Consider the following 20,286-nt stretch of genomic DNA (forward strand, 5'->3'; position numbering starts at 1 on the left):
CTATTAATCAATTTTATTCTAATTGTTATGACCTTCTACTTTTCGCAATAAACGCAGTAATTCTTTTTGTTCTATTTTTGTTAAGCCATTAAATTGAGAGGCTTGAAATTCTTCTTGTTTTGGCACCACTTCGTCAAACAATGCCTTTCCCTTTTCGGTCAAACTCAATATTTTTGTACGCCACTCTTGCTTACGTAATACTAAACCTTCTGCCTCAAGCTTAACGATTGCTTGCGTAATATTTCCTTTTGTAACAAAAAGCTTTTCCGCTAACTCTTGTTGTGAAAGAGGTTGATGCGTGCCAATTTGAACGAGTAAATCAAATTGTGAAGCAGTTAACCCCCATTGACTTAAATGTTGATTAGACTGTTTAATACTCTCATGATACAGCCTAGCTAAACGAAACCAGATTAGTACGTTTAAGCGATCTTCATGTTTTGATTTGCTAAACACGTGTAATTCACCTCCCACATTTATCAGTTTAGTACTAAACTGATAAATTGTAAAGTCATTTACTTTTTATTGGCCGGCTGGTCATATAACTCTATGTTTAATATGCCCAAGTTCGGGAACTTACTTTGTAAGAAAATAAAAAATAAAGTACTCGAAACAAATGAAAAAGTAAAACAAATAGGAAGGATGATTGACGATATGTTATTACGCGCAAAGACATTAAAATCGTATTCTATGTTAGCTAGCGACGGAGAATTAGGTTCGTTGGATGATTTTTATTTTGATTCCGATACCGCAACCATTCGTTACTTTGTTGGAGATACAAGGACATGGTTTTTTGGAGGAAAAGTTCTGTTAAGCCCATTATCTTTTAAAGAAATTGACCGATCGAATGAGCGTATTGCAGTTAATGCGACGAAAGATCAAATTAAAGATAGCCCTAAACCAGAAGAACATGAACCGATCACGAGGAGATACGAACAGCAACTAAGCTCTTATTACGGCTGGGAAAATTACTGGGCGGATAACGCCGCAAGAAGAGATATAACTGGCTTTCAAGCTCATGCTCCTATGATGCCTCCTATATTTAATCCTGAAGCCCCGCGTGAAGAGCATAATGGTTTGCGCAGCGATGAGGCACATGCAAGAGAGCAGCAATATCGTGAAGATCAGCAGCTGATTAGTGTAGAAGATATTAAAGGCTATAAAGTTCATACAGCTGATGGTGAAGCAGGTAAGATCCACGACTGTGTCATAGATGATGAAGATTGGAAAATAAGATACTTTGTCGTAAATGTTGGAGGCTTCTTCAATAAAGAACTAGTACTTGTTTCCATCGATTGGCTTAATGATGTGAGTTGGAGAGATCACACGATTACGTTTGACCTAGAAAATAAACGAATCGAGGATGCACCTGAATTTGTATCCGACCAGCCTATTACGCGTGAAGATGAGGCTGCATTATATGAGCATTACAATCGCAAGGGATATTGGGTAGATATTCGCTAATTTCCACTGCTTTATGAGATCGCTAAACTTTATTACTAAGTTTAGCGATCTTTTTTAGTGGAAGAAAAATAAATTGATCCTTATCGATTTATATGGAATAGTGTACAATAGAACGTAACATTCATTGGTATGAAAAGGAGACTATCATGACTACCTACCAAATGGTTTCTCGTCCGTCTGCATTTACTACGTTTACAAGAAATGAATGGGCGAATTTATCTCACAAAACATCCATTACCTTAACAGCTGATGAGCGAGAACAGCTGCAAGGGCTTAATGAAACGATCTCAGCCGAGGAAGTAACAGATATCTATCTGCCTCTCTCAGAGCTCATATATTTGCATATGAAGCATGCAAACCACTTGCATAAAGATCTAAATCAATTTTTTCAAAAGAAAACAAAAAAAGTTCCATTTGTTATTGGAATCGCTGGAAGTGTGTCAGTTGGAAAAAGTACGACAGCCAGATTGATTCAAACATTAATTTCACGTTTTCCTACGCAGCCTAAAGTTGATCTTGTGACAACGGATGGTTTTCTCTTACCAAATGCCGTATTAGAAGAACGGGGATTAATGAAGAGGAAAGGCTTTCCTGAGAGCTATGATATTGAAAGTTTACTCGGATTTCTAACCGACTTAAAGTCTGGTTGCGCTTACATGGAAACCCCTTTATACTCTCACCTTACGTATGATCGTTTAACTGAAAAACAGATTGTAGAAGAGCCAGATGTAGTGATTGTAGAGGGAATCAATGTTCTTCAAGTAAATAAAAAGAATAAAAAAATCCCACAAATGTTTGTCTCTGATTTCTTTGATTTTTCTATTTACGTTGATGCGGAAGAAGATAACATTTTAAACTGGTACATTGAAAGGTTTAAGCTCTTAAGGAATACCGCTTTTCAAAAACCTGAATCGTTCTTCCACCGTTACAGACATTTATCTGATGAAGAAGCAGTCGGGTTTGCAACTGATATATGGAAAAGTATAAATGGGGTAAATCTTGAACGTAATATTAGGCCTACTAAAAACCGTGCCGATCTTATTTTGAAAAAAGGGGCCGGACATCGAGTAGAAGAAATAATGGTTAAGAAAAAATAATAAGCCGAGGATGGACGCAAAGACGTTCATCTTTCGGCTTTTTTAATGATTAAGGATTAGTAAAAGGGATAAACCTCAAAAACCACTGGATAAACCCTTGCTCAGCTGTTTCATTCACATTTGGGTTATCTATTAGATCTTCTTTATCCTTTAGCTCCTTTAAAGGGACTTCTTTAAGAACCTTCCCTTCCGTATTCTTTATTTGTAACATTCCTTCATTAGTCACTTCCACTGTTGATTCTTTCCCTTTTTCCATCACATAATAAATATCATTTTCTAGTTCATATTTACGGCCGCTCTCATCACTAAACAATCTATCGCTTTTTATAACATGAGGTTCATAGCGCGTGAAGCCATAATCAAATAAGGCTGCCGTATCTTGGTAAGAAACTTTTGCCGCAGGGGCGTTTAATGTCACTGCTATTAACTCCATATCATCGCGCTCTACTGCTGTAGATAGAGTAAACCCGGAGCGCTGCACGAATCCATTTTTCACACCCGTCACCCCGTCATAATCCCATAACATCCGATGATGGTTATAAATTGTCGTTTCCCAACCTTCTCCAATCCATTCCATTTCTTTTGTTTGGGCAATCTCTTTAAACACCTCATTTTCCATTGCATATTTCGTAATCATCGCCAAATCTTTCGCTGTTGTATAATGGTTTTCATCAAATAGGCCATGTGGGTTTGTAAAATGGGAATCTTTTACGCCGATCTCTTCTTCAACAAATCTGTTCATTCTTTTTGCAAAGGCCTCTTCACTTCCATCCATGTGCTCAGCAATTGCTAGGCCCGCATCATTTCCTGAGTTAATCATTAGTCCCTGTACAAGCTTTAATAAGCTGACCTCTTCTCCTGGCAAAAGGTATACTCTTGTGCCAATTACATCCATTACATTCTCACTAACAGCTACTTTTTCTTCTAAGTTCCCTTCCTCTATCGCTACTATAGCTGTAATAATTTTAGTGACACTCGCTGGATACATTCTCTTTGTACTGTCTTTTCCCCATAACGTTTCTCCTGTGGCTCCGTCTATGAGTACCGCTGTTTCACTTTCGATAACAGGTGTATCAGATGCTTTTGCTTGTTGTGGTACAGCCTGGGCAATCAAGAACGAAACACATAACAGGAGCATGATGCTCTTTACTCTCGTGATGCCTCTCTTGCTCACTGATCGTCCTCCTTTTTTACACTATAACCAATTGGTTCATTCCGAAAAAAAGAACTTGGCCGCTTGACCAAGTTCTTAATCCATCAGTTTTTAAGGTACCTTATTACCCTTTAAATAATTGAACAAACATTTTACCGTAAGGACCGCCATCAACAATGCCGATTCCTACTTCACTGTAGTTACCGCCTAAAATGTTAGCACGGTGTCCGTCAGAATTCATTAGTGCTTGGTGAGCTGCTTCAACCGTTTGGTTACCAGCTAAGTTCTCACCAGCTGTGTTATAGCTCACACCAAATTGGTCAAGCATTTCAAATGGTGAACCATAAGTTGGTGATTGGTGAGCGAAATAGTTGTTATCAATCATATCTTGCGCTTTAACACGAGCAACTTTTGTTAACTCAACATCAATATTTAAAGGTGCAAGACCTTGCTTTTGACGTTCTTCATTAACAAGGTTAACCATTTGCTGTTCTTCAGCAGATAGTTCTTGTGATTGTTCTTCTGAATTTTGCTCAGTTTCTTCAGTTGGAGCTGGTTGTTGTACAGGTTGAGCCGGCTCAGCTTGAGGAGCTTCTTCTTGTGGTGCATCCTCTTGTGGTGCTTCTTCAGCAGGCTGTTCTACTTTAGGTGTTTCAACCGGCTGCTCTTCTTTTTGTTCTGGAGCTGGTTCTTCTTTTTGCATTTCTTTTTCGAGCTCTGGTAATGTAATATTCCATTTATTTAGTAAATCTTGTAGATTACTAGTTTGCTTTACTTCTTCTATTAATTTTTGAATAGACTCTTGATCTGCACCATTTAATGCAATCACATGCTTTTGTGTGATAACCTTTGTATTTGGCTGTTCAGATGCAGCAGCTTGACCAGCAAAACCAGCTGCCATTGTTGCAGCGGCGATTGTTGTAACGATAAATTTCTTCATGAAAATGCCTCCTTGAAGGTTGTTGTTTTTTTGGTACATCAAAATCCTAGCACAGAATCTAGCTTGTTCCTATGGTAAATCATGCATATTACTGTATAAACCAAGCATCAATCCACACTAAAAAACCTTTATAATATAAGGAAGAAACACAGAAATGACCAAAAAATATTCATTCTTTTATTCATATTTTTATAGATTTATTCAATATTCGTTACAGAAATGTAAAAAAGCCTAGGCAATTCGATACCTAAGGGATTTGTGAGGATATTTCAGAGGAATGGAAAAGATTTCAGGAAGTATTCTACTCTATTTTTTGTTAGTTTAGTAGACAGCATAGATTACAGGAGGTTTTCTAAATGAAGAAATACATCTTACCAATATGTGCAGGAATTGCTCTAGCATTCACTGCAAACCAAACTGCTGATGCGGCATCACACAGTCATACCGTTCAAAAAGGCGATACACTCTATCAATTAGGACAACAATACAGCGTAACTGTTGATTCAATTAAAGAACTTAATAATAAAGAAACATCAGCGCTTCAAGTAGGAGAAACACTTTCCCTTCCGGCTGCTATTACAACGGAAGAGCGTGAATTGTTATCACGTCTAGTTCATGCAGAAGCTCAAGGTGAGCCATATGCAGGTAAAGTAGCTGTAGCAACCGTCGTACTTAATCGTGTCGATCATCCTGAGTTTCCTGATACGATCAAAGAAGTTATTAACGAAATTGGTCCATCAGGACATTATGCTTTCTCACCTGTTCAAAACGGTATGATTAATCAGCCGGCAGATGATGAAGCAAAACAAGCTGTACAAGAAGCCATTGCCTTTCAAAGTGACAGCCAAGGTTCTATCTACTTCTACAATCCAGAAATTGCAACAAACCATTGGATTGGCACACAAACAGAAACTGTTCGTATCGGTAAACACGTGTTTGCAAAATAAATAATAGATCCAATTAAAAAGCTGGCATTTTGTGTCGGCTTCTTTTTTTATACCCGCTTTTCTATATACTAAACCTCATACTAAACCTCCATGCATTAAAGATTTTTCTAATAATTAATTTTTAAAGATTAAAGACGTACAAAAAGGGAATACAACTCATAACTTAGAATATGTATATGTATAATAAGTCTCTTAACTTAATAGGAAAGGTGGTGCAATGTATTATGGCTCGTCTATCAAGAGTAACCTCACTTCGAGCAAATCGTATCCATACAAGCTTTGTCAATAAAATGTCCAGTTCAAACGGGGTAAATCCAGTAATGCCGGTTGAGAAAGCGGAAGCAACGAAAAATCCCACCAAGCATTCTAGCGACCACCAGCTTACAAGCTACGATTATTATTATGAAAAACACCTTGCTCAATCAAGTAAAACGAACGTTCACTCCGATCGATTTACTCGAAATGAGGTTCAAAATAACAGTACAGCTCTCTTAACAAGCGAGGAAAATGATCCAGAGAAAGAATTAGTATTAAAGTTAGTAAACAGCTACAATCAACTCATTCAATCGCTAAAACATACTGATCAAATCAGCTGCCAAAATTATACTGCTAAACTGCATCAAGTATATGCAGGCTTTGCCACTACTTTTGAAGAGTATGGAGTGATAGAAACCGCTCATTCTCTTTTAACCTTTGATGAAAAAACATACAGTATAAACGAAAATAGAACTAAGGTCACTTCTGAATTCATAGGTTCATTTATGAAAGAAGTGTTGACCGAGTACCAAACTATTCTTGCAGACAAATGCGAACCGACATTAAACAACAACCCCTATGAAAAACTTCCTTATCAGCATACTGGCATATTATTTGAAGAGAGGCTTTAACCTCTCTTTTTTATGCAATTTTGCGCACATATTAGATCTCCCTATGTCTTCCCCTTCTTATTTTTGATACAATAAGGAAAAAACTAGGGAGTGAACACCTGCATGCAAGTTATCGTTTCTCACCAAAATGTTGATTTCGATGGTGTAGCCTCCATGGTTGCTGCAAAAAAATTATATCCAGAAGCAATCATTGCCATTTCTGATAAATTAGATCGAAGTGTCACCACCTATATGTCGATCTACAAAGACCTTTTTTCCTTTTCCACATATGAGTCGGTTGAATGGAAGCATGTTTCCTCACTAATCTTGGTAGATGTCCAGGCTATAGACCGGACCGGAATTCCAAGTGTAGAATTAATGGATGAGATCGAAACGATTGTATATGATCATCACCCTCCTTTTCTATTACATACAAATCAAAATGAGCGTCATCAAATCGAACAAGTAGGTGCCGCTATTACCTTATTAATAGAACACCTAGAACATAAAGATGTTCTTCTTACACCTGAAGAAGTTAATTTATTTGGACTAGGTTTGTACTCTGATACGGGCAACTTCACGTTCTCTAGCACTACATCGCGTGATTTTCATGCAGCCTCTTTTTTAATGAAACATCATTTAGATATTGAGATTGTTAATCGATTTGTCACTCCAGCCTTAACCGAAGCCGAACAGACTTTATTTAATCAATTATTTCACTCACAGACGCTGCATCAATTAGATGGACTGCAGGTAGTTGTTTCATGTCATGAGCAAGACCGTTTTCAAAATGGATTATCCAGCCTTACAGAAAAATTATTAGATGCTAGCTCTGCCGATGCTGTAATTACTATTGTCAAAATGGGCAAGCATGTCCACCTCGTCTGCAGAGCCAGTTCTACACGTATTAATTTTCAATCATTTATTAAAGAGCTTGGTGGTGGAGGACATAGCCAAGCGGCTTCAGCTATGATGAAGAAAACTACTTTAGAAGAGGCTCGCAGGAAGGTACTCCCTCTGATAGATATGATTGTTGAACACACCGTTTCAGCTAAAGAAGTGATGAGTTATCCAGTTAAAACAATTCATGAAAATGACACGATAACAGATGCTAAAGAAATGATGATTCGCTTTGGCCATACCGGTTTTCCAGTTGTAAATGACCATGAAGAACTGGTTGGTATTATTTCAAGAAGAGATGTAGACAAAGCGATTCACCATCAATATGGTCATGCGCCTATCAAAGGATATATGACACGAGAGATCGTTACTAAACAAGTAGATTCAACCATAGATGAAGTGCAGCAGGCTATGATTAGTCATAATATCGGGCGCATCCCCATTATGGACGATCAAAACATTGCAGGGATCATTTCAAGAACAAATATTATTTCCTATCTTCAAAAAAAAGAATATGAAGCCAACTTCCCAAATCTTGTGCAACGTTTAGAAGACACAGTAAGTAAGGAACACTTTCATTTGCTTAAGCTGATTGGAAGAGAAGCAGACCGTTTTGGGGTAAATGCCTATTTAGTCGGAGGGTTTGTTCGTGATCTGTTATTGAAAAGACCTAATGAAGATTTGGATGTTGTCATTGAAGGAGATGGAATTGAATTTGCCAATGTTTTAGCTGCTTCTAATGGTGGCAGCATTAAAAAACATGATACATTTGGAACGGCTACATGGACGACTCCTGACGATATGAAAATCGATATCGTTACCTGCCGTACAGAATACTACGCGGAAACCGCCTCTCTTCCTATTGTAAGATCATCAAATATTCATGAGGATCTTACAAGGCGCGATTTTACGATTAATGCTATGGCCATGTCAATATCTGAACATTCATTTGGCAAGTTATTAGATGAATATCAGGGGATAGAAGACCTTAAAGCGAAGAAAATTCGCATCCTTCATCCAATCAGTTTTATTGAAGATCCAACACGTATATTCAGAGCTGTTCGTTTTGCAGTGAGGTTTGGCTATTCCATCGAAGGAGAAACGGCCAGGCTCGCACAAAGCGCGATGTCTCACCTTTTTTCTCTAAGCCAGCAAAGACTAAGGCAGGAACTAACCTTAATTCATAAGGAAGCAAAAGACCTAGAAGCTTTCTACCTTTTGGATACACTAAATGTATGGAAAACACTCTTTCAAAAAGAGCTGCCCGCATCTTCTTGGCAATATGCAGAGAGGGTGTTTAAACAATCCGGCCATACTGTTTTTCATATATTAACAGCACTTGCTTCTCCGCTTTCTAATTGGCGTGAAATGATCCAACTCTATATTATGACGGCAAAAGAACGAGTCTTTATCGAACAGTTAAATGAGCTTAAACAAGCACCAATAGAAGAGATTAAATCGATAGGTGAATTACACAGGTATTTGTATGCTGTGCATGATGAAACATTGCGTTTCTACCTGCTGGATCCAACCCAAAGATTCCACACTCACTTAGATGATTACTTCAAAAAGAGACAGAAGATATCTTTATATCTAACTGGAGATGACCTGATAAAACTTGATTTTAAACCAGGACCTCATTTCAGAGATTACTTATTTGAGCTTGAAATCAAACAGCTCAACGGGGAAATTTCATCAAAAGAAGAAGCAACTAAGTGGGTACTCAAAGAAAAACAAAAAGCAGAAGCTAACCATTTGTAGTTAGCTTCTGCTTTTTTTATAGATAACCCATATCTTTTGCCTTTTCCGTAAGTTCACCTCGGAAATTCGGGTGAGCGATATCAATTAAAGCTTGTGTTCTTTCCCTAATGGTCTTGCCTCGAAGTTTAGCCACACCATATTCTGTTACAACATAGTCTACATCATTTTTTGATGTTGTAACAACAGAACCAGTAGCCAATGTCGGAACAATCTTTGAGATCGTGCCGCCTTTTGTTGTGGAGTGAAGACAGATAATACCCTTCCCGCCCTTTGACATTCTTGCACCAATTCCGAAATCTCCTTGTCCCCCAGTTGATGAATAGTAGCGCCCGCCTATTGATTCAGAATTACATTGACCTATTAAATCGACTTCAATCGTGGCATTAATTGTAACAAGCTGATTGATTTTTGCTATTAAACAGCTGTCATTCGTTTCATCAACCGGATACATTTGAACTTGTTTATTTTGATCCATGAAATCATAAAGTCTTTTTGTGCCAAAAGCAAACGTTGCTGTCATACTCCCTTTATGAAGTGGATTTGAAAGATTTGATACTGCTCCGCTCTCAAACAAGTCGACTACTTTATCTGGAATCATTTCAGTGAAGATGGTTAAATCTCGGTGATCTTTTAAGAAGTTCATAATCGCGTTCGGAATCGCTCCAAAACCGATTTGAAGGGTATCTCCATTTTGAATTAAATCTGCTACCGTCTTACCAATAATCTCATCCTCAGGTCTTAAAGGAATATCTGGTGTCACAGGCAGCTCCACATGATTTTCTATAAATGCATCTACTTGATCAATGTGAATGTGGTTTTGCCCGAATGTTCTCGGCATATTCTCATTCACTTCTAAAATGATTCGTTTTGCGTCTTTTAATAAAGGAGCTACATAATCACAATTTGTTCCAAGTGAAAAATATCCGTCCTCATCCATTGGTGAAACGGCGGCCATAATCACTCGGTCGTGTGTCGTCTCTTTTAAAATTTGCGGCAAATCAGAAAAGTGGTTTGGAAGCAGATCCACTTCTTTATCATAAAATGCACGACGCTCATCTTTATTTAAGAACATAGAAACAATTTTCACCTTAGATGGATCGACTGATAAAACAGGGTAAAGAGAAAGCATTTGAAATAAACGATTTCCCTCTAATCCATTATGTTCCGCTAATGCCAGAACTAATCCAGGTGGTTCCCCGACTGCCAGGGGTACGATAATATCTTCACGAGGCTGTATTATTGATACCGCTTCCAAGGAAGTGGCAGCTTTTTTTTGTTTGTATAACTCGTGCACACTCATGACAAAAATCCTCCTACATCATACGGGTACAATTCCCCAATATTTCTTCTTATGTTTTGAATCTCCTCAAGCAATAATAATACTATGTTAAATACCTACAACCAAGGCAAACCGAGCCGATTAAGTAAAGTAAAACTTTTCTGTATACTCATATTTTTCTTACATCCACCTGCACATTCATACACGGTTTCAATAAATAACTCTTTTTTAGTATGAACCAGTGCCTAAATGCCACTCACGAAAATAATACCAACTTTTGTTGTTAATGTGGTAATTTGTCGAATTCTAGACGTTTTTTTTATTTTTTACCGGCTCAAAAGAAAAAATCTGATATAATGAAATTCGTTATACCAACAAAAAGAGCAAGAATCTTTTTTGTTGAGATTGGAGGAGTTTTAGGTGGACACACGCAGGAGACGATCCGATAGACATAAAAGAAGACCTAGGAAACGCAAAAAATTATTTGTTTCATTCCTTTTACTTTTTTCTTTATTGTTTATTTCAACTGCTGCCTTTGCAGTTTTTCAATATGAATTAGGAAAAAATAATGCCCAACAAAACTTAACTGAAACAAACGACAGTGACGAAACATTAGAAGATGAAACGGAAGTGCATGAATTTCAATCAAAGGAACCTGAGAATAACGAACCTATTAATGTATTGTTAATAGGTGTGGATACTGCTGAAGATGAACCAGCTAGAACAGATACAATTATGGTGGCTCAATATGATCCCAAAAATGGGGACGCAAAATTAGCATCTATTATGCGTGACACATACGTTGAAATTCCTGGATATCGTGATAACAAAATTAATGCCTCGTTTTTCTTAGGAGGTCCTGACCTTTTAAGAGAAACCATAGAACATAACTTTGGATTGGATCTTCATTATTATGCTATGGTTAATTTTGATGGCTTTGTTGAAGTCGTTGATACGATTGCCCCTAAAGGGATAGAAGTAGATGTTGAAGATCGCATGTACTACCAATCCGGAAGTACAGTCATTGATTTTGAACCTGGTACACAAGTGCTTAACGGCCAGCAAGCATTGAATTATGTACGTTTCAGAAGTGATGCTAATAATGACTTTGGCCGTGTGGAACGGCAGCAAGAGATGTTGACTTTGTTAAAAGATGAACTTTTAACGGTTTCAGGTCTTACAAGAGTTCCACGTCTAATCGGATCTGTTGAACCATATTTAGATACTAACATTAAAACAACTAGAATGCTTAGTTTAGGACGTGACTTCATCTTAAATCCGGTTGATGATGTACAGACATTAAGAATTCCGGTTAAAGATGGTTACAGCGACCAACATTACAGCCATGCTGGTGCTGTACTTGAACTTGATTTCGAAAAAAATAAAGAAGCTATCCATTCCTTCTTCTCCAATGAATCAAAGGGATTTGCTAATGATTCAACAACCGAAGATGATGAAGATATGTAGAGGAAATAAACAATAAAAGCTCATTGACAACAAATTGTCAATGAGCTATTTTTATTTACTGCATTATTAACGTTTAATTAAAACTGTTTAAATACGAGCGTTGCGTTATGTCCGCCAAATCCAAGAGAATTATTCAAAACAGCTCGTACTTCTTGTCGTCTTGCTTCATTTGGCACATAATCCAGATCACAATCTGGATCTGGTGTATGGTAATTGATTGTAGGCGGGATGATTCCGTCTTTGATCGCTTTTACCGAGAACACAGATTCAATTGCTCCTGCTGCTCCTAAAAGGTGACCAGTCATTGATTTTGTTGAGCTTATTGCTAGTTTTTCAGCATGCTCTCCAAATACTGTTTTCACAGCCATTGTTTCAAATTTATCATTATATGGTGTACTTGTACCATGCGCATTCATGTAATCAATATCACTAGGTTGTAAGCCTGCATCTTCAATTGCCTGCTTCATAGCACGGGCACCGCCTTCTCCCTCAGGAGCCGGAGCTGTCACATGGTGAGCATCTCCTGTTGCACCGTAGCCGACAATTTCTGCATAAATGGTTGCACCGCGCTTCTCGGCTGATTCTAGACTTTCTAAAATAAGAATACCTGCTCCTTCTCCCATAACAAAACCATCTCGGTCTGCATCAAATGGACGCGATGCGTTTTCTGGGTTGTCGGTTGTTGTTACAGCTTTTGCTGCACAGAAACCAGCGACAGACATATTCGTAATTGGGGCTTCTGCTCCGCCTGTAATCATCACATCGGCATCACCACGCTGGATTACTTTAAAGGCATCTCCAATAGAGTTTGTACCAGAAGCACACGCTGTAACAGAACATGAGTTGATTCCCTTTGCTCCTGTCATTATTGATACCTGGCCAGAAGCCATATCAGGAATTAGCATTGGGACAAAAAATGGACTCACTCTTCTGTGACCTTTATCAAGGAATGTACGGAATTGCTGTTCAAAAGTTTCCATACCGCCAATTCCTGAACCAATCCACACTCCTGCACGATTAGCAATCTCTTCTGTAATCTCAAGGTTGGCATCTTTTAGAGCCATTAAAGAAGCTGCTACAGCAAATTGAGTAAAACGATCCATTTTTCTAGCTTCTTTTTTATCCATAAATTCACTTGGATCAAAATCCTTTACTTCTGCTGCAACTTTCATCGGAAATTCTTCAGCATTCACTCTCGTTAAAAGGCCAATTCCAGACTCCCCGTTAATCGCTTTCTCCCAAGTTGTATCCACATTTAAACCTAGTGGTGTGACTGCTCCAACACCCGTTACTACGACACGTTTTTTCTCCATTACAATACTCTCCTTTTCAACTACAATTTTCATCATTGTGATCTCAAGTTAAGAATAGTATTAACGTCCCCAGCGAAGGGCAACCGATCCCCATACTAATCCCGCTCCAAAACCTACAAGAACAAGGGTATCTCCATCTTTGATTTTACCACTATTTATTTCATCCACCATAGCCATCGGAATAGAGGCAGACGATGTATTACCATACTTATGAACCGTTTTAGACATCTTTTCTGCTGGTAATTCAAGGCGTTCACGTGCAGCTTCCATAATCCGGATATTTGCTTGATGAGGAACGAGAAAATCTACATCTTCTTTTGTTAAACCTGCCTTTTTCAGTACAGAAAGAGAAGACTCACCCATTTGTCTAACAGCAAATTTAAATACTTCCCGGCCATTCATTTCTAAAAAATCACCTTTTTGATTAATATGCATCGCACCAGCACCGTCTGCACCTAGCTCAAAAGCTAGGAGACCTTTACCTTCAGATACAGGCCCTAGCACTGCAGCACCTGCCCCGTCACCAAATAATACAGCCGTATTACGATCATCAAAATTAGTGATTTTTGATAATTTCTCGACACCAACGACTAGAACATGCTTATAAGCTCCTGTTTCAATAAATTGTTGTCCTGTTGCCAAGCCGTAAATAAATCCAGCACAAGCTGCACTGATATCCATTGCTGCAGCCTTACTTGCACCAAGACGCTCTTGAATGAGCGAAGAAACAGTCGGAAATGGCATATCTGGAGTCACTGTAGCGACAAGAATCAAGTCAAGATCTTCGGCTGAAATATCTGCATGTGCTAACGCCTTTTCAGCTGCTTGAAATGCCATATCAGAGCTGTCTACATGGTCTGGTGCAAAGCGGCGCTCTTCAATTCCTGTACGAGTTTTAATCCACTCATCAGAAGTATCTACTTTCTTTTCAAGATCTGCGTTGGTCACTACCTGTTCACCAATGTAGCTTCCCATTCCATAAATCCCAGCTTTCACCATATGCTGATTCCCCCTTTATAAAAACCGCTACATAATTTACGAGTTATTATTAGTACCTGATACTAATTTTATCTTATTAAAATAAGTCTGTCTACAAAAATTAAGAAGTTCCTAATCATGTGAAAAGGGCATTTGTCCACACACATTAAAGGGACGATGCCCATAAACTAGTAAGGGATAGAGAAGCTGGAGAGTAAGGAGGATTTTCAAATGAGTAAGCATAAAAAAGATGAACGGCAGGTTGATGTGTTTTCTCAACTAATGTTTGGTACACCGCCGCCTGAGCCGGCTAAAGAAGAGGCTAAACCGACCCAATTAGAACAGATTATCACATTAGTCCAAACCGTTGGACCAGCCATTGATAAATTAGCTCCTTTGATGGGAGTGCTGCAGACATTTTTTAAACACCAGCAACATAAAACAAGTGATCGTGAGGTTAAAGAGGCAGCCACTGAAACAACAAATAAAAAAGAAGGCGGCAACGTATAACTCGTTGCTGCCTTCTTTTTACCGATAATAATAAAATTGATTATAAGGTGTACCAAAGTTAGGACCGTAACTCGGACCAAAATTCGGGCCATAACTTGGGCCAAAGCTCGGGCCGTAACTCGGGCCGAAGTTCGGGCCATAACTAGGACTGTAATACACAGGCGGCCTTCCGTAATTATTAAACAATAAACCGCCAATCGCTAAACCGCCCAAAAAAGGGATAAAAGGGAAATACCTTTGATCATGAGGGTTCACTTGATGAGATCGCACCATTTGATGATATGGCTGGTAAGGCTGATAATTCATCCATCCCAACTCCTTCACATAGATTCCCTACATCCTATGGACTCTCCCCTCATTTTGAGCGTGTCCTTATTCCGATTGTCCTGATGACTTCCCAAGCTCCTCCATCAGATCATTAAAAAACCCATCCAGCTGGCCTTTTAATTTCTCTTCTTCCGTCGTTTTAGGTTTCATTTTTTTGACGGCTTCGTACGTTTCTAGGAAGCCATTAAAATCTCCGGTACGAATCTGAGCAAGACTATAGTGAACAAATAATCTAATATGCTCGCCGCCGCTTTTCTTCGTTAATTCAACAAATGGCTTAAGCGTCTCAATTGCTTCTTCATTTCTTTTTTCAGATACTAACCTAAATCCTTCCTTCATTTTATCAGCAAATGCTTGCAGCTTTTCTTCTTTTGTCATCAAGGTTCTCTCCTGTCATAGAAAGAGGCTAACCTTAATATCAGGTAAGCCTCTTCTTTTTTTATTCATTTTCTTATTTACTCTCAGATTTACCGTCTTCTAGACCAAGCTCGTATGCTTCAGACATGACATTAAGCAATAGTTCAAGCATGGGCTGCAAATCATCCATGTTTAATTCGATTCCTTTGTCATCTAGAAATTTTTTCCCTTCCGGTAAATGGTTCATTGCAATTTGCATAAATTTCATATTCATTTCTGGATTATTCACTTATAGTCACCTCTTTATCAGACTTGTACAAAAAGATTCCATGTTAAATTTACTATGACTTCACGTTTTAGGCAAGGAAATGAACAACTAACTTAAAGATTACAAATGGTATGATTCCTTTATTGATTAGGCAGCTCTCCTGTTTCGATGTATGTATTCAAGTCACTTTTCACTTGGTCTTGTACCTCTTTCGGCACTTGAGAACTAAATTCTCCTAGAGAGATAACTCCTTCTGTAAAATCAAATGTATGATTGCCCGGTTCTAATGTTCCTGCTTGATATTGTGCAGCCACAAGCTCATATAGTTCATCTACATGTTGAATGGTACTCGTTAATACGGTCGCTTCTCCTAGATCTGATTGATCCCCAACATAACCGATTGCATACAATCCCTCTTGCTTTACTTTTTCGATCACTTCAACATGAAAACCATCTCCAGCAGGATAAAACACATCAATATTTTTCTCTTTCAATTGATAAAAATAGTCGATGGCTGTTTCAGTATCGGACCAGTCATTTACATACTCGATCCTTACCTCTACTTCTGAATCAATATACTTTGCTCCGTCTTTGTACCCTTCTAATTCTGGCTGCCATGGAAACGCAGCAATGGCACCAATCTGGCTGCTTTGAGAGGTTGACGCCCCTACCATCCCAGCGAAGAAACCCATAGCGTAGCTGTCAAACTCTAGGTTCGTCACATTTTCGCCAGTCACTTCCCCATTAAAACTGACAAAGTGTACATCTGGATAGTCTTCACTGAGTTGTGAAAAATAATCAGCATAGATCTGGCCATGACCAAAAATTAAATTAATATCTTGTTCTATAAAATCGTTAATTCCATTTATCACATCAACTTTAGAATTCACTTCTTCTCTAAAATCAACATGAACATCCAAAGTAGAATGAATCGTTAATAAACCCTGATACCCTTTGCTGTTCCACCCTTGGTCATCGATTGTATCTTCAATTAACAAACCTACTCCTTTTAGCCCATTTTCCTTTGACTCAGCTGAACAACCAGCTGCTACCATCAATACAACTGCTAAACTCACAATTAATCGTTGAATGAACATGCTCGCACTCTCCTGATTGATTTCCACCAACTACTAGTATAAAACATTTGGTAGATTTTTTCTTCCTCGTTGTTTTAAAAATGCTATTTCATTCGTGCTTGGGGTTAATGGCCATACTACCCTATTCGTTATGATTATTTAGACACCCTGCATAACTTGTTAAATTAATTAAAACGTAATCTAAATGTAATCATTTCTGCACCCTCCAAAGGTCTTATATTGCGTAGTTATTATTCGTTTTTCAACCCATTGTGTGTAAAAGCTGCACTAATAGATGAATCCAAGGGTGAATCCCGTTTCTAAGACTGGTATAATAAGACGATAATAATTGATCATATGATTTCTGATATGATTTGTAGAAACGAGGAATACATGATGACTGAACTAAAACCCGTTCAATCAAGACGGACATTTGCAATCATTTCTCACCCTGATGCCGGTAAGACGACACTAACTGAGAAATTATTATTATTTGGCGGAGCTATTCGTGAGGCCGGTACAGTTAAAGGGCGAAAAAATAGTAAACATGCGATGAGTGACTGGATGGAGATTGAAAAACAACGTGGAATCTCTGTAACAAGTTCAGTGCTTGAGTTTTTATATGATGGCTATCATGTCAATATTTTAGATACTCCTGGGCATGAAGATTTTAGTGAAGACACTTATAGAACCCTTACAGCAGCAGATTCGGCTACCATGTTAATTGATGCGGCCAAAGGGGTCGAAGCTCAAACGAAGAAACTATTTAAAGTGTGTAAAATGCGCGGTATTCCTATCTTTACTTTTATGAATAAATTAGATCGTCAAGGACGAGATCCTTTTGAACTTATGGAAGAATTAGAAGAACTGCTTGGAATTCGTTCGTATCCTATGGGCTGGCCTATTGGTATGGGTCAATCGTTCAGCGGGGTATATGATCGTCATAATAAGAAGCTTGAACTTTATAATCCAGATAACCCTAAAGAGATTGATGTGATTCAGCTTACCGGTCCGGATGATCCTAAACTAGATGAAGCGATTGGTGATGAGGGTCTGGTCGCTCAATTTAGAGAAGAGTTAGAGTTACTTGATGTAGCAGGTGATGAGTTTGACCTTGACCTGATTAAAAAAGGTGAATTGACACCGATCTTCTTTGGAAGTGCTATTTCGAGCTTCGGGGTACAGACCTTCCTTGAGCATATGCTTAAGCTTTCACCATGGCCGACGCCAAGAGAAAGCACAAAAGGAATAATTGATCCCCTTACCCATAACAAATTCTCAGGATTCATCTTTAAAATTCAAGCTAATATGAATCCAGCACACCGTGACCGTGTCGCTTTCTTACGTATAACGTCAGGTAAATTTGAACGAGGAATGCAGGTTAAGCATGTCCGCCTTGGCAAGAATCTTAAATTAGCTCAGCCAACTCAGTTCCTTGCTCAAAGCAGAAGCATTGTGGATGAGGCCCATGCAGGCGATATTATCGGTTTGTTCGACCCAGGCACCTTCAGAATAGGTGATACACTTGTAGAAGGCCAAGAGTTCGAATTCGACGAAATGCCACATTTCTCGCCTGAACATTTTTCTGCGATTACCGTCAAAGAAGCATTAAAGCATAAGTCTTTTGAGAAAGGGTTGCAGCAATTAACCGAAGAAGGAGCAATCCAATTATTTAAAACCTATAACCGTTTCAATGAACAGCAAATTGTCGGGGTTGTTGGAGTCCTGCAATTTGAAGTATTAGAGCATCGTCTCAAAAATGAATACCATGTTGATATTCAATTAGAACGACTTCCGTTTTCATTTGCACGGTGGGTTGATGGTCCTGAAGAGGAAATGAATACATTCAAAAAAATGCAGCGTAATCTGGTTACTGACCGTGATGGGCGTATTGTAGCACTATTTGATAATGATTTCCAAATGCGAACAGCGATTGATAAATACCCTAATATTCAGTTCTATGAAAACTCATTTTATAAGTCTCAATCCTAATTAAAAGAAAAAAGATGGCCAAAGGGCCATCTTTTTTTATGAGCTTAAATAGGAATAGATCACATCATGGAGATTGCTTTTAAATGTAGCGTCTAATTTTGTTCCTTGTTTATTGAAGTGGAATACCTGTTTAGGTGATAAGCCGATTACACTTGAATGAATCCCCATAACTTGCAGCCTTTGAATTAGATAATAGAAGGCATCTACACCGTCTTTCTCTAGGTCGCCAATCCCATTAAAATCAAAAAGGATCTGCTCAAATTGTCCATTGAATGCTTGCTTAGATATTTCATTTTGATTCATTTCAATGAGTGTTCGATCAAATTCCCCGTAAAATAATACGACCCCTGTCGTTTTTGATATGCGTATAAAAGGGGCGGAAAGCATTTTTATTCTTTTGAGTGATTCCTCAAGTTTCTCTTTTTGCTCAAGCAGCTCAAAGTTTGTTGAAGCGAGACGTTTACTGTGCTGCTGTACTAACTCTTCTAAACGTTTGATGTCTTCATCTTTTGGGACACATATTAAGTGATACATGTCATCCTTCCAAGATAATGAGCATTGAAATAAAGCCATAGGAGCTTGCTTTGTATTCATAACCAATTCAAAATCTTGACGTTCATTAGCTTGAAGGGCCTTTTGAAATTTGTTTAAGCTTCCTTGATCGATGATTTCTTCGATCGCCTGAAAGTGTTTAAAGAAATCCTTTGCATCATCAGACTGATCAATCAATACCAGGTCACGATTAAAAATAATGTACGGAGCTGGTACATGTTTAATATTTATCATTCACTTTCACTCCAGCTGAATAATTTTCCAGCCATCGGTCTAATTCATTCAAATCTTTTAATAGTAGAGTTTGATCTGAGCAATGACTTCTTAGGTCGTATTCTGCTACTAATCTACCTCCTACTAAGACAGTTGGCCGGTGCGGTAAATCTTCTAACGTACGTACGAATTTATTTAGGTTCACTAAATGATAAGGTATGGTAACAGATAGCCCGATCACCTCTGGCTTCCATTCAATCGCCGCACTAACAAGGGCATCAAGCGGCAAATTTGCTCCATACAATCGTGTCTTCCAGCCTTTTTGTTCGAATAAATGTGAAGTAAGTTTAAGGCCTATATCATGCTGTTCTTCTTCTATACAAAGAAACATAGCTTTTGGCTGCTCGTTCATATAACGTAAATTAGCTGTTCGTTTTGAGTGATACAATGAAAGAACAAAATCACAGGTTGATGTAGCTAAGTGTTCATCCGCTACGTTGATTTCGTTTTCTTCCCATAAGCGCCCGATCTCCCTCATTGATTCTGTAATTAATCCATTATAAAGCGGCAAGGAATGACCTTGTTGCTTTAATACCATTTGAGAGATATTCCAAGCCTCTTTTTGATTACCTGAGAGCAGAGCTTTGACAAACAGATTTACTTCATTTTGCATTCTACTTTCACCTCTCTTACTATAAATTAGAGAAAAAATACGTTCTGCTAATCGTTTAAAGGGTAGGCCTTTGCTAGATGTTTGAGACTAGTAGATTGCTATAAAAACGAGATTTCTTGTCCATTCATCCTATTATGGCATACATTCAGGTAAAAA

General features: G+C 38.3%; 20 protein-coding genes. 8 read left to right on the forward strand and 12 right to left on the reverse strand.

Features of this window, described 5'->3' with window-relative positions:
* Nucleotides 1–18: 18 nt before the first annotated feature.
* On the reverse strand, nucleotides 19–453 hold the full coding sequence (locus BPOF4_RS13575; protein ID WP_012959752.1) for a MarR family winged helix-turn-helix transcriptional regulator: 435 nt from the start codon (nucleotides 451–453) through the stop codon (nucleotides 19–21).
* A gap of 198 nt (nucleotides 454–651) precedes the next feature.
* On the opposite strand from BPOF4_RS13575, the gene BPOF4_RS13580 reads away from it, so the two are divergent.
* Nucleotides 652–1,461 (forward strand): PRC-barrel domain-containing protein, encoded by an 810-nt coding sequence (locus BPOF4_RS13580; RefSeq protein ID WP_012959753.1) that lies wholly within the window; start codon nucleotides 652–654, stop codon nucleotides 1,459–1,461.
* 146 nt (nucleotides 1,462–1,607) lie between these two features.
* On the forward strand, nucleotides 1,608–2,558 hold the full coding sequence (coaA, locus tag BPOF4_RS13585) for a type I pantothenate kinase (RefSeq protein WP_012959754.1): 951 nt from the start codon (nucleotides 1,608–1,610) through the stop codon (nucleotides 2,556–2,558).
* Between the two features lie 49 nt (nucleotides 2,559–2,607).
* On the opposite strand, the gene BPOF4_RS13590 is transcribed toward coaA, so the two are convergent.
* Nucleotides 2,608–3,732, reverse strand: coding sequence for a D-alanyl-D-alanine carboxypeptidase family protein (locus BPOF4_RS13590; RefSeq protein WP_012959755.1), 1,125 nt, complete (start codon nucleotides 3,730–3,732; stop codon nucleotides 2,608–2,610).
* 103 nt (nucleotides 3,733–3,835) lie between these two features.
* Nucleotides 3,836–4,651, reverse strand: coding sequence for a CAP domain-containing protein (locus BPOF4_RS13595; RefSeq protein WP_012959756.1), 816 nt, complete (start codon nucleotides 4,649–4,651; stop codon nucleotides 3,836–3,838).
* A 356-nt stretch (nucleotides 4,652–5,007) separates the two neighbouring features.
* Here BPOF4_RS13595 and BPOF4_RS13600 point away from each other — a divergent pair, with 356 nt between their 5' ends.
* From BPOF4_RS13600 to BPOF4_RS13610, 3 genes are all read left to right on the forward strand, one after another.
* Nucleotides 5,008–5,598 carry a cell wall hydrolase gene (locus BPOF4_RS13600; protein ID WP_012959757.1) on the forward strand — a complete coding sequence of 197 codons (591 nt, stop codon included), beginning with the start codon at nucleotides 5,008–5,010 and terminating at the stop codon, nucleotides 5,596–5,598.
* A 224-nt stretch (nucleotides 5,599–5,822) separates the two neighbouring features.
* Entirely contained in the window at nucleotides 5,823–6,485 is a 663-nt protein-coding gene (locus BPOF4_RS13605; RefSeq protein WP_012959758.1) for a hypothetical protein, read from the forward strand.
* Nucleotides 6,486–6,587: 102 nt separating this feature from the next.
* Nucleotides 6,588–9,125: a CBS domain-containing protein gene (locus tag BPOF4_RS13610; protein WP_012959759.1), complete on the forward strand. Its 2,538-nt coding sequence runs from the start codon at nucleotides 6,588–6,590 to the stop codon at nucleotides 9,123–9,125.
* 16 nt (nucleotides 9,126–9,141) lie between these two features.
* On the opposite strand, the gene BPOF4_RS13615 is transcribed toward BPOF4_RS13610, so the two are convergent.
* The gene (locus BPOF4_RS13615; protein ID WP_012959760.1) at nucleotides 9,142–10,425 is read right to left on the reverse strand and encodes an acetyl-CoA hydrolase/transferase family protein; all 1,284 of its coding nucleotides are present in this window, start codon (nucleotides 10,423–10,425) and stop codon (nucleotides 9,142–9,144) included.
* 492 nt (nucleotides 10,426–10,917) lie between these two features.
* On the opposite strand from BPOF4_RS13615, the gene BPOF4_RS13620 reads away from it, so the two are divergent.
* Nucleotides 10,918–11,871, forward strand: coding sequence for an LCP family protein (locus tag BPOF4_RS13620; protein ID WP_238446466.1), 954 nt, complete (start codon nucleotides 10,918–10,920; stop codon nucleotides 11,869–11,871).
* A 77-nt stretch (nucleotides 11,872–11,948) separates the two neighbouring features.
* On the opposite strand, the gene fabF is transcribed toward BPOF4_RS13620, so the two are convergent.
* Nucleotides 11,949–13,184, reverse strand: coding sequence for a beta-ketoacyl-ACP synthase II (gene fabF / locus BPOF4_RS13625; protein ID WP_012959762.1), 1,236 nt, complete (start codon nucleotides 13,182–13,184; stop codon nucleotides 11,949–11,951).
* Nucleotides 13,185–13,244: 60 nt separating this feature from the next.
* Entirely contained in the window at nucleotides 13,245–14,180 is a 936-nt protein-coding gene (locus tag BPOF4_RS13630; protein WP_012959763.1) for a beta-ketoacyl-ACP synthase III, read from the reverse strand.
* Between the two features lie 213 nt (nucleotides 14,181–14,393).
* Between BPOF4_RS13630 and BPOF4_RS13635 the strand changes: the two genes are divergently transcribed.
* A complete protein-coding gene (locus BPOF4_RS13635) occupies nucleotides 14,394–14,672 on the forward strand; it encodes a hypothetical protein (protein WP_012959764.1) in 279 nt (92 codons plus the stop codon).
* 18 nt (nucleotides 14,673–14,690) lie between these two features.
* Here the strand turns inward: BPOF4_RS13635 and BPOF4_RS13640 are convergent, their stop codons facing one another.
* The 4 genes from BPOF4_RS13640 to BPOF4_RS13655 all read right to left on the reverse strand — a co-directional run bounded on the left by BPOF4_RS13640 (nucleotide 14,691) and on the right by BPOF4_RS13655 (nucleotide 16,721).
* Nucleotides 14,691–14,978 carry a hypothetical protein gene (locus tag BPOF4_RS13640; protein ID WP_012959765.1) on the reverse strand — a complete coding sequence of 96 codons (288 nt, stop codon included), beginning with the start codon at nucleotides 14,976–14,978 and terminating at the stop codon, nucleotides 14,691–14,693.
* Nucleotides 14,979–15,044: 66 nt separating this feature from the next.
* Complete coding sequence (locus tag BPOF4_RS13645; RefSeq protein WP_012959766.1) at nucleotides 15,045–15,377, reverse strand: hypothetical protein; 333 nt, start codon at nucleotides 15,375–15,377, stop codon at nucleotides 15,045–15,047.
* Nucleotides 15,378–15,450: 73 nt separating this feature from the next.
* A complete protein-coding gene (locus tag BPOF4_RS13650; RefSeq protein WP_041822935.1) occupies nucleotides 15,451–15,630 on the reverse strand; it encodes a ComZ family protein in 180 nt (59 codons plus the stop codon).
* Between the two features lie 134 nt (nucleotides 15,631–15,764).
* Complete coding sequence (locus BPOF4_RS13655) at nucleotides 15,765–16,721, reverse strand: BMP family ABC transporter substrate-binding protein (RefSeq protein WP_012959768.1); 957 nt, start codon at nucleotides 16,719–16,721, stop codon at nucleotides 15,765–15,767.
* A gap of 375 nt (nucleotides 16,722–17,096) precedes the next feature.
* Here BPOF4_RS13655 and BPOF4_RS13660 point away from each other — a divergent pair, with 375 nt between their 5' ends.
* Entirely contained in the window at nucleotides 17,097–18,692 is a 1,596-nt protein-coding gene (locus BPOF4_RS13660; protein ID WP_012959769.1) for a peptide chain release factor 3, read from the forward strand.
* A 36-nt stretch (nucleotides 18,693–18,728) separates the two neighbouring features.
* Here BPOF4_RS13660 and BPOF4_RS21240 read toward each other — a convergent pair whose 3' ends face one another.
* Nucleotides 18,729–19,478 carry an STAS domain-containing protein gene (locus BPOF4_RS21240; protein WP_012959770.1) on the reverse strand — a complete coding sequence of 250 codons (750 nt, stop codon included), beginning with the start codon at nucleotides 19,476–19,478 and terminating at the stop codon, nucleotides 18,729–18,731.
* The gene (locus tag BPOF4_RS13670; protein ID WP_012959771.1) at nucleotides 19,465–20,130 is read right to left on the reverse strand and encodes a cobalamin B12-binding domain-containing protein; all 666 of its coding nucleotides are present in this window, start codon (nucleotides 20,128–20,130) and stop codon (nucleotides 19,465–19,467) included. The genes BPOF4_RS21240 and BPOF4_RS13670 overlap by 14 nt, the downstream gene beginning before the upstream one ends.
* Nucleotides 20,131–20,286: the final 156 nt, after the last annotated feature.

The organism is Alkalihalophilus pseudofirmus OF4 (genome assembly GCF_000005825.2).
GTDB classification, from domain to species: domain Bacteria; phylum Bacillota; class Bacilli; order Bacillales; family Bacillaceae_D; genus Alkalihalophilus; species Alkalihalophilus pseudofirmus.

Bases quoted from the DNA above. Each gene is read 5' to 3' on its own strand.
- BPOF4_RS13645 (WP_012959766.1), bottom strand. From the start codon at position 15,377: ATGACAAAAGAAGAAAAGCTGCAAGCATTTGCTGATAAAATGAAGGAA.
- BPOF4_RS13660 (WP_012959769.1), top strand. From the start codon at position 17,097: ATGACTGAACTAAAACCCGTTCAATCAAGACGGACATTTGCAATCATT.
- BPOF4_RS13640 (WP_012959765.1), bottom strand. From the start codon at position 14,978: ATGAATTATCAGCCTTACCAGCCATATCATCAAATGGTGCGATCTCAT.
- coaA (WP_012959754.1), top strand. From the start codon at position 1,608: ATGACTACCTACCAAATGGTTTCTCGTCCGTCTGCATTTACTACGTTT.
- BPOF4_RS13605 (WP_012959758.1), top strand. From the start codon at position 5,823: ATGGCTCGTCTATCAAGAGTAACCTCACTTCGAGCAAATCGTATCCAT.
- BPOF4_RS13600 (WP_012959757.1), top strand. From the start codon at position 5,008: ATGAAGAAATACATCTTACCAATATGTGCAGGAATTGCTCTAGCATTC.
- BPOF4_RS13595 (WP_012959756.1), bottom strand. From the start codon at position 4,651: ATGAAGAAATTTATCGTTACAACAATCGCCGCTGCAACAATGGCAGCT.
- BPOF4_RS13670 (WP_012959771.1), bottom strand. From the start codon at position 20,130: ATGCAAAATGAAGTAAATCTGTTTGTCAAAGCTCTGCTCTCAGGTAAT.
- BPOF4_RS13610 (WP_012959759.1), top strand. From the start codon at position 6,588: ATGCAAGTTATCGTTTCTCACCAAAATGTTGATTTCGATGGTGTAGCC.
- fabF (WP_012959762.1), bottom strand. From the start codon at position 13,184: ATGGAGAAAAAACGTGTCGTAGTAACGGGTGTTGGAGCAGTCACACCA.
- BPOF4_RS13650 (WP_041822935.1), bottom strand. From the start codon at position 15,630: ATGAATATGAAATTTATGCAAATTGCAATGAACCATTTACCGGAAGGG.
- BPOF4_RS13615 (WP_012959760.1), bottom strand. From the start codon at position 10,425: ATGAGTGTGCACGAGTTATACAAACAAAAAAAAGCTGCCACTTCCTTG.
- BPOF4_RS21240 (WP_012959770.1), bottom strand. From the start codon at position 19,478: ATGATAAATATTAAACATGTACCAGCTCCGTACATTATTTTTAATCGT.
- BPOF4_RS13635 (WP_012959764.1), top strand. From the start codon at position 14,394: ATGAGTAAGCATAAAAAAGATGAACGGCAGGTTGATGTGTTTTCTCAA.
- BPOF4_RS13655 (WP_012959768.1), bottom strand. From the start codon at position 16,721: ATGTTCATTCAACGATTAATTGTGAGTTTAGCAGTTGTATTGATGGTA.
- BPOF4_RS13580 (WP_012959753.1), top strand. From the start codon at position 652: ATGTTATTACGCGCAAAGACATTAAAATCGTATTCTATGTTAGCTAGC.